Consider the following 2,498-nt stretch of genomic DNA (forward strand, 5'->3'; position numbering starts at 1 on the left):
AAAACACTATATAAACACTGGAAGAAATCTTCTTGATTTTTTACAAAGAATATTAAAGAGAGAGGAAATTTTCTGGAGAAAGAGAGTTATAATAATAAAGTTAAAATAAAATTGTTATTTGTAGAATAAATAGATTAAAGAAAGATATAATGAGGATATGTTAATGAGTAGAATGAAAGAAATACTGAATGAAAGAGCAATGATAGATGCTGTTATTGATGGTAAGAAATTCAAAAAATATACAGATGTTGGAAACTTATTCAGATTGATGTTGGTTAATAACAAAGATCAAGAATTTCCTACTTCTGGAAAACAGAATCTTGTAAGCTCAATGTTACCAGAACTTATTCAAGATGAAGAAAAGAATGTTAAGGCATTACAGACTAATTTCAACAAAATAAAGAAAGTAGTAAAGGATGGTAAGAAACCACCAGTTGCAATGAAAAAGATATACTATACTATGTTATTCAGTTTATTGCTTCCAATGACTGGAAATGCTAAGTTGTTCAAGGCTTCTACACTTGCTACAAAGTTTGCTTCAGATGCTCCAGCCGCACAAACATTTCAAAGAAAGGCAATCGTTCAAATTGGTAGACATTTACTAAAGAGTGATATAGCTGATTTAAATGTGAAAGATGAGCAAGCTATAAAAGGTTATATAATGGGTCTAGCTGAGTTAGATGGTGAAGAACTTAATTCAGAAAATAATCCAATGGCTGACGGTGTAGTAAGTTCAGAAGATGAAAATGTAGCTCCAGAAGAACAACAACCAAAATCTAAAGTTGATAGCTTAGTTAATAGTGAAACTACAGATGAGGAATTAGACCAACATATTGCTCAAGGCACAATAGCAGAGCAGTCAGTTATAACTGCTAAACAATCTCATGAACAAAGATCAGCAGATATTGCAACAATGTTAAAAACGAATCAAACATCAGAATTGTTTAAAGTTACAGATGAGGGAATAGACCCAGCTGTTCAAGTAATTATTAATACAAAGATTGATTCTATATATAATGATGTAAAATCATCAATGGGTGTAGAAGATGCAAACTTTGTAACTACATTTATTAGAGATACAATTGATAACTTAAATTCAGTTAAAGGTTTTATTAACTTTAATGCAGAAAGTTTAAGGTTCAGCGTTAGACCTGGAAAAGATAGTTTTGTAATAAACATGGCTGCCGGTGACCCTAGGAATGGTGATGCTGAACTGTTTTTTATGAATAGATCATTTTTCAAAGGTAAAAATGGAAACTTAAATGTACAGAATGACCAACTACAAATTCCAGAATCTTTGCAAGGAACTTCAATTAACAAAGATATCTTTTCAGATGCCTTAGATTTATATAAAGCGAAGGGTGTAGATAAAATTAGACTTGCAGCAAATGTTGATGTTGGTGGATATGCTTGGTTTAGATATGGTTTTGTTCCGGAAGATACATTACAGATAAAATTGATAGGTTCTTGGATGAGAGAAGTTTTACCAATGGTATACACTGCTTTACAATATGATGCAGTTGATGTTGGAAATTTCTTTGCAGATAGAACACATGACAAATCACAAGATGTTATGAATTTAGCACAATTGTTACAGAGTGGTCAAAGTCCCAATACTGAAAAAGTATTACAAAAATTAGCACAATCTTGTTCTAAAGAATTTGAGAACACTTATAACAGTAAAGAATTATTCAAAACAATGTTTAAAGATATTGCTCTTAAAAATTTCAAATCAATAACTCATGGTGGAAAAAAGTATACAATGTCTTATAAAGCATTACTAAGTATCCAAGCTCTTAGAGACGATACAGGATTTGCAATTGTACCTATGAGTAATGGTGTATATTTGAATTGGTTAGGTGAGTTAGATATGAATGACTTGGATAATACATTAACTTATCTTAATAAGGCGTAATTAAGGTAAGATTGACTATAATATAGTAATATAATGAAAGGAGATATAATATGATAGATTTCAAAAAAGGTCCATTTTCAATGGTTGATGGCAAACCTCAAGATGCAGCAATTTTTAAAGATGAATTATCTGTAGAAAATGAGAGTAGAGTAGATAATGCTATTTTCCAAAAAGAGTTGAAAAAGAAAGCGACTGAAGAAAAAGCAAGAAGAGCGAGTGTAAATGAGTCAATAAATGAGTCTTTTAATACACTTATGGAAGTATTTTAGATTATAATTTGAAAAAACCAGTAATTTTTATAAAACCTACATAAATAAAATTAATAAAAACAAAACAAACGAAAAGATTGGATTGTTCTTTATTATTTCCGGGAGAGGGTATTGAAAAATATGCCTCTCAAACTTCTACAAAAACTTTAAAATTTCAACTAGATTTAAGTAAATCTTTTGTATAATTACTATATATCAGAAAGATTTGGTATAAATAAAAAGTAATTTAAAATTGCCGACATAGCTCAGTTGGCTAGAGCAGCTGATTTGTAATCAGCAGGCCCGGGGTTCAAATCCTCGTGTCGGCACCATTA

The 2,498-nt window shown here is 30.4% G+C and carries 2 protein-coding genes and 1 tRNA gene; all 3 read left to right on the plus strand.

Features of this window, described 5'->3' with window-relative positions:
• Nucleotides 1-163: 163 nt before the first annotated feature.
• The 3 genes from AC2LE6_RS08880 to AC2LE6_RS08890 all read left to right on the plus strand — a co-directional run bounded on the left by AC2LE6_RS08880 (nucleotide 164) and on the right by AC2LE6_RS08890 (nucleotide 2,495).
• Nucleotides 164-1,915 (plus strand): hypothetical protein, encoded by a 1,752-nt coding sequence (locus tag AC2LE6_RS08880; protein ID WP_484478903.1) that lies wholly within the window; start codon nucleotides 164-166, stop codon nucleotides 1,913-1,915.
• A 50-nt stretch (nucleotides 1,916-1,965) separates the two neighbouring features.
• Nucleotides 1,966-2,184, plus strand: coding sequence for a hypothetical protein (locus tag AC2LE6_RS08885; RefSeq protein WP_484478904.1), 219 nt, complete (start codon nucleotides 1,966-1,968; stop codon nucleotides 2,182-2,184).
• Between the two features lie 234 nt (nucleotides 2,185-2,418).
• Nucleotides 2,419-2,495, plus strand: a tRNA-Thr gene (locus AC2LE6_RS08890).
• Nucleotides 2,496-2,498 lie beyond the last annotated feature (3 nt).

This window comes from Candidatus Izemoplasma sp., assembly GCF_982632705.1.

Bases quoted from the DNA above. Each gene is read 5' to 3' on its own strand.
- AC2LE6_RS08880 (WP_484478903.1), top strand. From the start codon at position 164: ATGAGTAGAATGAAAGAAATACTGAATGAAAGAGCAATGATAGATGCT.
- AC2LE6_RS08885 (WP_484478904.1), top strand. From the start codon at position 1,966: ATGATAGATTTCAAAAAAGGTCCATTTTCAATGGTTGATGGCAAACCT.